We start from the raw sequence: 7,791 nt of genomic DNA on the forward strand, positions 1-7,791 counted from the left end.
CTATCCGTTTTTTGTACATTTAGACGCTGAGTGCGGTTTCGACCTTTTCCAGGTTCTGGTCGAGCTCTTCAGAGCTGCCGTCAAAGTGAACATGTCCTTTGACAATAACGACATGGCGGTCACACAGCTTCTTTAGAGCTTTGATGTTTTTATCCACGATGAGGGTCGAAATGCCGGATTCGCGGATGGTGGCAATCACGCTCCAGATGTCCTGGCGAATTAGTGGCGCCAAACCCTCCGTGGCCTCATCCAAAATCATCAGGCGGGGATTGGTGACCAGTGCACGGCCGATTGCCAGCATTTGCTGTTCGCCACCGGAAAGCTCTGTGCCGAGATTGGACAGACGCTCCTGGAGTCGAGGAAAGGTCTCCAGTACCCTATCATAGTCCCAGCCGATTTCCCCGTTACTACCGGGGCGTGCCGCCATTTGTAGGTGTTCTTTTACTGTCAGGTTATGGAACATACCCCGACCTTCCGGCACGTAGGCAATGCCCCGGCGCATACGTTTCCAGGTCGGCAGCTTGCTGAAGTCCTCACCGTCAAAGTACACATGGCCACTGCGTGGCGGCACGATGCCCAGGATCGACTTCAGAGTGGTCGTTTTGCCCATACCATTTCGGCCCATTAGGCTCATAGACTGGCCTTTTTCAAGGCAAAAAGAGAGATCGTGGAGGATGTGGCTTCGGCCATACAGAGTGTTGACGTTCTTCACTTCCAGAAGGCTTGTGCTCATGCGGCTTCCTCCTCCTCGTCTTCTTTACCCAGGTAGGCCTCTTTTACCCGCGGTTCGTTGCGCACTTCATCCACTGTTCCGGTGATCAGGTGGGTGCCGTTATCCAGAACCGTGAGCTGGTCCGACAGTTCGAAGACGGCATCCATATCGTGCTCCACCAGCACGATGCAGTAGGTTTTCTTGAGCTCGTTCAACAGTTCAATGATGCGCTGGGATTCTTCGTGTCCCATGCCGGCCATGGGTTCGTCCAGCAGCAGAATGCAGGGATCAGTTGCCAGCACCATAGCCAACTCCAGCTGGCGCTGTTCGCCATAGGAAATTTCCGCTGCAATGGTGCTGATGCGATCAGAAAGTCCCACTTGATGCAGTGCTTTTTCAGCAGCTTCCCGCACCAGCTTGTTGGCATGACGTGAAACAAACAGATTGAAACTGCCGGTGAAGCGGCGTTGGGCTGCTACAGCACAGTTTTCCAGGCAGGTGACATCGGCATAGATGTTGGTTTTTTGAAAACTGCGACCGATGCCGCGTCGAACGAATTTCCAGGGTTTCATACCCTCGATTTGTTGGCCTTTGTGCAGGATGCAACCGCTAGTGGGTTGAAGGGTTCCGCATAGCATGTTGAGCAAGGTGCTCTTACCAGCACCGTTCGGCCCTACCACTCCGTGTAGTTGTCTGTCGCAGAACTGAAGTGATATGTCGTCGAGTGCCTTGATGCCACCCCAGTGTTTGCTGAGGGATTCAGTTTCCAGAATGATATTGTTGGCCATGACTATTTCTCCAGCAGCTTTTCAAGATAACCGGCCAGGCCTTTGCGCAGCAGCAGGACCATGAGGATGATGGCGCCGCCCATAAACAGCATCCAGTCGTCGCTCATGTGTTCGAAGAAATACTGCAGACCCTCGTAGGTGATGGTGCCGAGAATGGCCCCGTAGATGGTGCCCATGCCGCCAAGGATGGACATTACCAGTGCGGTACCAGACATTTCCCAAGTCATGAATTGCGGGTTCACATAGCCGTATTGCAGGGCAAACAGTAAGCCGGCATAGGCCGCCAGGGTGCTTCCGATGATGTAGCTGATCAGGCGGAACGCGAAAATGTTGTAACCGAGGGCCTCGGTTCGCTCCGGGTTCAGGCGGCTGGCTTCCACAATACGGCCAAAGCGGGAGCGCAGGATGATCTTGATGACCAGCAGGGTAATAAGAACAGCCAGCAGGGACAGATAATAGAAGTGCGATGAGTTGTCCAGATTCAGAAAACTTAGGCCAAAGATGCTGGTCTCCGGTTTCATGAAAATGAACAGGCCGTCGTTGCCCCCAAACTCCAGAGAGTCGAAGAAGAAGTAGTAGACCATCTGTGATATGGCCAGGGTGATCATGATGAAGTAGATGCCCGAGGTGCGCAGAACCACAACGCCAACAACCAGCGCAATCAGGGCGCTGATTCCCAGGATATACAGGGCGTAGATCCAGAAGTTGACTGCTTCATACTCGGGCGTGAGGATCGCAAACAGATAGCCCCCAAGACCATAGAAAAGTGCGTGCCCTAGAGTGACCAGGCCAACGCGCCCAACCAGGAAATCCAGTGACATCACGAACACTGCCAGAATAAGGATGGTGGTGGCCTTCCCCACGAAGAAGGGGTTGTCTTCCAGGAACAGGGGGATAAAAAGGGCGATGATAAAGAAGATCGCCAGGAAAATACGCTCGGTGCGTTTCTCAAAAATCATGCTCGGCTCCCGCTTACTTGGCGAACAGGCCCTGGGGCTTCACCAGAAGCACCAGGATCATAAAGATATAGATAATCATGTTGGACATGGTGGGCATCAACACCGCAGCAAATGTACCGATAACGCCGACCAGCAGAGCGCCTACGAAGGCGCCCTTAATAGAGCCCATACCGCCGATAACCACCACCACGAAAGAGGTGATTAGCACACTCTCCCCCATTCCCGGGACGATGGAACGCATGGGAGCGGCAATAATGCCCGAGACAGCGGCCAGCATGACGCCGATGGCGAACACAATGGTATAAAGGCTTTTGATATTTACGCCGAGGGCTTCCACCATTTCCCGGTTGGACTCACCTGCGCGAATCAGCATGCCCAGGCGGGTTTTGCTAACCACGAAATACAGTGCAGCGGCGATGACAATGCAGACCAGTGCCGCGAAGATGCGATACACCGGGTAACTGGAGTTGTCAGTGAAGGGCACGGAGCCGCTAAGCGCATCTGGAACCGCAACGCCATAGGGGTCGTTGCCCCAAAGAATACTTTGCAGGGAGTTGAATACGAAGATCATACCGATGGTCAGCAGCACCTGATCCAAGTGGTTACGGTTGTAGAGCCGCTGAATCAGCACCCGTTCAATAAGGATGCCCAAACCAAGCGCGATCACTGCTGAAAGAATGGCTGACACCGTAAAGCTGCCGGTCACGGTCACGAAGTACCAAACCAGATAGGCCCCCACCATGTACATGGAGCCATGTGCCAAGTTAAGAATGCCCATGACGCCGAACACCAGGGTCAGGCCGGAGGCGATCAGAAACAGAAGCAACCCATATTGGAGACCATTAATAAGTTGCACGAAGAAAAGTTCGGTAGACATAGTGATACCCAACGGTTTTACGGAGAAGTCAGTTCAGGGGCGGGCAGGCAGCTTTGGGGAAGCCCCCGGCTGTCGCCGGGGGAATTGGCGGAGCCCATGCTCAGAGCTTGCAGCCACGGGCGGGGTCTTCCAGTGCTTCGGCAGCCACGCTCTGCACTACGTTCACGCCATCTTTTACTTCCCGCAGGTAAATGTTCTGGATCGGGTTGTGAGCCCTGGAGAAGGTGAATTCCCCGCGCGGGCTGTCTATGGTCAGCTTCTCCATCGTGCTGATAACGGCCTGCTTGTCCGAAATGTCGCCCTTCAGCTGATTGATGGTATTGGCAATGGCCTGTCCGGCGTCGTAACCCTGCACGGCATAGATGTCCGGGTAATGGCCGTATTCGGTGTTGAAGGCTTCGCGGAATTCCTGGTTCTTCGGTACGTCCAGCTGTTCTGCGTAGTGCAGGCCGGTCATGACGCCTTCAGCGGCTGACCCTTGGGCTGCCAGGGTGCCTTCCGTGAGAAAGCCGGAACCGAGAAGTGGGATTTTACCGCGCAGGCCCATGGCATCGTAATCCTTCACGAACTTGATAGCGCCGCCGCCGGCGAAGAAGGTGAATACGGCGTCCGGGTTTTCGTCGGCAATATCGCTGACGTGGGACTGGAAGTTGGTGGACGGGAACGGCAGCAGTACCTTCTCGACAATCTCACCGCCGCCCGCTTCGAACGATTCGGCGAAGGCGTCCAGGCTCTCGCGGCCCATGCCGTAGTTCCAACTGATCGAATATACCTTCTTGTAGCCTTTATCGAGCGCCACTTTGCCCATGGGATAAGATGGCTGCCAGGACGAGAAGGAGGTGCGGAATACGTTGGGAGAACACAGCGGACCGGTCGCCGCGGCAGAGCCGGCGTTAGGAATGATCATGATGGTGTCTTTGTTTCGCAGCATCTTGATCATGCCCATGGCAACTCCGGAGTGGACGGGGCCGACAACGAAATCTGCCTTGTGCTGGTTCAGCAGAGAGGAGGCTAGTTCCGGCGCCCTTGATGGCTTGGCTTCAGTATCCAGCTCAATGTATTCAACTCTGGAGCCGTGCAGCTTTTCGGCATGTTCTTTCAGCGCCAGCTTCAGGCCATCGCGGCCCGCTTCGCCAAGTTGTGCGTAAATGCCGCTGAACGGCAGCATGACACCGATTTTCACCGGATCACCGGCGGCCGCCAGGGCGGAGGTAGAGAGCCCTGCGGTAAGGGTGGTTGCCAGTACAGCACCGGCAAGCGTTTTGATCCTGCTCATTTCAACACCTCAGATTGTTGTTGTGGGTTCTGTCATTAGAGGCGTGAAGGGGCGGCAGAAATATCCATTTTCTGCACAGGGGTGTCCGGTGATTGCAGCGATATCCACAGAACGTTGAAATTCAGGCGGTTGGCCGCTAAAAAAGTGCGAAGAATTGGAGTGCCGGCAACAAAGTTTCAGCTATTCGCGCCAAGATCGCTATAAAGTTTTAGGGTGAGTTTGCTCTGCACCTGCAACCGTTCGGTTATTCCCTGGACCACTTTCATGCGCGCAACCGCCCCGGCCTGGATATCTTTCATCGCCTGCAGGGCTTCGCCCGACTGGTTCAGGCATTGGTCACACGACTCGCGGATTTTATCCATGCTGTTACCCGCCTCCACGGAGGTTGCGTTCAGGTTGTTGGCGATGTCGCGTATGCCCTCACTGGATTCGTTGGCTCGCACGGCCAGGTGGCGCACTTCATCGGCAACCACCGCAAAGCCGCGACCGTGCTCTCCCGCGCGGGCAGCCTCAATGGAGGCATTCAGCGCCAGCAGGTTGGTCTGTTTGGCGATGTCCTGAATGTTGCTAACGATGCTGCCGATTTCCTCGGACTGTTTGCCTAATTGGGTGAAGACGTCATCAATGCGGCCCATGAACTCAGCCAGTTCGCGGATGGAGGCCTCGGATCCAGAAATGCAGTTGGCGCTTTGGGTCACTTTGGCGCCGGACGCCTTGGCGAGTTTGCCGGCCTCGTCCATTTCCTCAAGAATCACGTCTACATTGTTACGCAGATCATCCAGGTGACTGATCAGCACTAAATCGGGCGTTTCCGGTGCTGGCGGAGTGTTTGGCAGGTCCAGGACTGGTTCAAGTGCGGGTTCCGGCTCCGGCGCTTGCTCCTGGATCGTGACAATGGTTGGCTGCACTCTGACGCTCAGCGCGAGTGAGAGTGCGGCCAGGCCGACAGTGATGGTCGCAACCGTGGCATGGACTGGTCCGTCCGCCATGATGAGCAATGCGGCGGCGCTTGCGATTGCCAGAATCAGTGCTCCGTAAACCGGGGTTTTGGAAGATCCGGATTCAGTGGTTTTTTGTTCGAATGTGGAGGTGTTGTCCATGGTTCTGTTCTCGGAGGGCAAGGGGTCGCATCGTGGGGAAACGCTAAGGCATTTTCCAGGATGAACCTATCCGAAGAGTGCAGAAGTTTGTCCGTATTCTGAAATACGGGCTTGGAGAGCAGACGTAGAAGCCAGACCGGAGAAAACGGCGCCTGGCTTCTGGATTGACGCTCAGGCCAGGTTATCGAGTAGCATCTGGCTGAACGTTTCCGGGCACTCCACCGAAGGTACGTGGCCGACTTGTTCCAGAATCACCGGATCGGAAACGCCACTGAGCTGGGCCAGTGCCTTGAGGGTTTCCGGTGGTGTGGCAACGTCGTCGGAACCGCCAACCAATCGGAGCGGTACACTGTGCTCTTGGAGTTGCTCGCGGAAATCGACACGCCCCAGCATTTCACACAGTAGGGCATAACTGCGGTCATCACCGCGCCCCATGATCACACGCCAGCCCTCTATCAGGGCCGGCTGTTGATCGCAGGCGGCGGCGCCAAACCAACGTGGCACGATATTCTCCGCCATGGTGCTCAGGCCCAGTTCCAGGACATCGGCGGAGCGGGTATTCCACGCCTCGGGTGTGCCGATCACGGCGCCGGTGTTCGTGAGCGTGGCGGAAACCAGCCTTTCAGAATGCCGGCTGATGAGTTGCTGGCCAATAGCGCCGCCAATGGAGGTGCCGACAAAGTGGAATTTTTCGGCATCTGCAATTGCGGCAAGCGCGATGGCTTCCTCCGCCAGGTCTTGCGGTGTAATTTCGTCGGATTCGTCAAGCCATGGCGCACTGGCCCCGTGCCCCGGCAGATCCCATGTCAGCACCCGGAATTCGCCAAGGAGCGCTGGCAGCATGTCGTTCCACACTCCCTGGGTCATGCCCAGAGGGTGCGCTAAAACCATCAGCGGTTTGCTGCTGTCACCCAGCAGGCGGTAACAGAGAGTGCGACCTTGGTGTTTCAAAAATGCCATGTGCTCTCCTTAACTCAGGTCGTCTCAGACCCGTTCGATGAGTGTAGCAATTCCCTGGCCGACACCCACGCACATGGTGCACAGGGCGTAACGGCCACCGGTGCGCTTTAGCTGGTGGGCTGCGGTCATCAGCAGCCGGGCACCGGACATGCCCAGCGGGTGGCCGAGGGCAATAGCGCCGCCATTCGGGTTTACCCGTGGATCGTCGTCCGCAACCCCCAGTTCACGCAGGACAGCGAGGCCCTGTGCGGCGAAAGCTTCGTTCAGCTCGATTACGTCAATGTCGGCTATGTTAATGTCCTGCTTGTCCAACAGCTTGCGAACGGCGGGGACCGGGCCAATGCCCATGATGCGCGGCTCCACACCGGCTGTCGCCATGCCGAGGATGCGGGCCATGGGCTTCAGGCTGTGGGCTTTAATCGCGTTTTCGCTGGCAACCAGCATGGCGGCGGCGCCGTCGTTGACACCGGACGCATTGCCGGCGGTTACGCTGCCGCCGTCCCGGAACGGCGTCGGTAGCGCGGCGAGTTTTTCCAGGGTGCTTTCCCGGGGATGCTCGTCGGTATCGAATGTCAGCGGCTCCTGCTTGCGGCGCGGGATGCTGACCGGAACGATCTCTTCGGCAAAGATGCCTGCCTGTTGTGCCTTGGCGGTTTTTTCCTGAGAGCGGAACGCAAACAGGTCCTGCTCTTCCCGTGACACCTTGTATTGCTCAGCCACATTTTCCGCCGTTTCCGGCATGGAATCGATGCCGTACTGCTTTTTCATCAGCGGATTCACAAAGCGCCAGCCAATGGTGGTGTCCTCGATCTTCTGGCTTCTTGAGAAGGCGCTGTTGGCCTTGCCCATCACGTACGGGGCACGGGACATGGACTCCACGCCGCCGGCCAGTACCAGCTCCATTTCGCCGGCGCGGATGGCGCGAAAGGCTGTGCCTACGGCGTCCATGCCGGAACCGCACAGCCGGTTGAGGGTGGCGCCGGGTACGGAGGTGGGCAAACCGGCCAGCAACGCCGACATACGGGCCACGTTGCGATTGTCTTCGCCGGCCTGGTTGGCGTTACCCATGATCACTTCGTCGATGGCAGCCGGATCCAGTTCCGGGGCCTGTTCCAGCAC

Annotated in this window: 8 protein-coding genes; all 8 read right to left on the reverse strand. The window is 56.8% G+C overall.

What is annotated here, in order from left to right; genetic code table 11:
* Nucleotides 1-19: 19 nt before the first annotated feature.
* Entirely contained in the window at nucleotides 20-733 is a 714-nt protein-coding gene (locus AC13C0_RS17440; protein ID WP_482954770.1) for an ABC transporter ATP-binding protein, read from the reverse strand.
* Nucleotides 730-1,500, reverse strand: a complete 771-nt coding sequence (locus tag AC13C0_RS17445) for an ABC transporter ATP-binding protein (protein ID WP_482954771.1) — start codon at nucleotides 1,498-1,500, stop codon at nucleotides 730-732. Before AC13C0_RS17445 ends, AC13C0_RS17440 begins: the two co-directional genes overlap by 4 nt.
* Nucleotides 1,501-1,502: 2 nt before the next feature.
* On the reverse strand, nucleotides 1,503-2,459 hold the full coding sequence (locus AC13C0_RS17450; RefSeq protein ID WP_482954772.1) for a branched-chain amino acid ABC transporter permease: 957 nt from the start codon (nucleotides 2,457-2,459) through the stop codon (nucleotides 1,503-1,505).
* Nucleotides 2,460-2,472: 13 nt separating this feature from the next.
* Entirely contained in the window at nucleotides 2,473-3,336 is an 864-nt protein-coding gene (locus tag AC13C0_RS17455) for a branched-chain amino acid ABC transporter permease (protein ID WP_482954773.1), read from the reverse strand.
* 100 nt (nucleotides 3,337-3,436) lie between these two features.
* Nucleotides 3,437-4,612: an ABC transporter substrate-binding protein gene (locus tag AC13C0_RS17460; RefSeq protein WP_482954774.1), complete on the reverse strand. Its 1,176-nt coding sequence runs from the start codon at nucleotides 4,610-4,612 to the stop codon at nucleotides 3,437-3,439.
* Between the two features lie 176 nt (nucleotides 4,613-4,788).
* Nucleotides 4,789-5,712 carry a methyl-accepting chemotaxis protein gene (locus AC13C0_RS17465; RefSeq protein WP_482954775.1) on the reverse strand — a complete coding sequence of 308 codons (924 nt, stop codon included), beginning with the start codon at nucleotides 5,710-5,712 and terminating at the stop codon, nucleotides 4,789-4,791.
* 171 nt (nucleotides 5,713-5,883) lie between these two features.
* Complete coding sequence (locus AC13C0_RS17470; protein WP_482954776.1) at nucleotides 5,884-6,672, reverse strand: alpha/beta fold hydrolase; 789 nt, start codon at nucleotides 6,670-6,672, stop codon at nucleotides 5,884-5,886.
* A 24-nt stretch (nucleotides 6,673-6,696) separates the two neighbouring features.
* On the reverse strand, nucleotides 6,697-7,791 hold a 1,095-nt coding region (gene pcaF, locus AC13C0_RS17475; RefSeq protein WP_482954777.1), incomplete at its 5' end, for a 3-oxoadipyl-CoA thiolase.

This window comes from Marinobacter sp. B-21 (genome assembly GCF_056857895.1).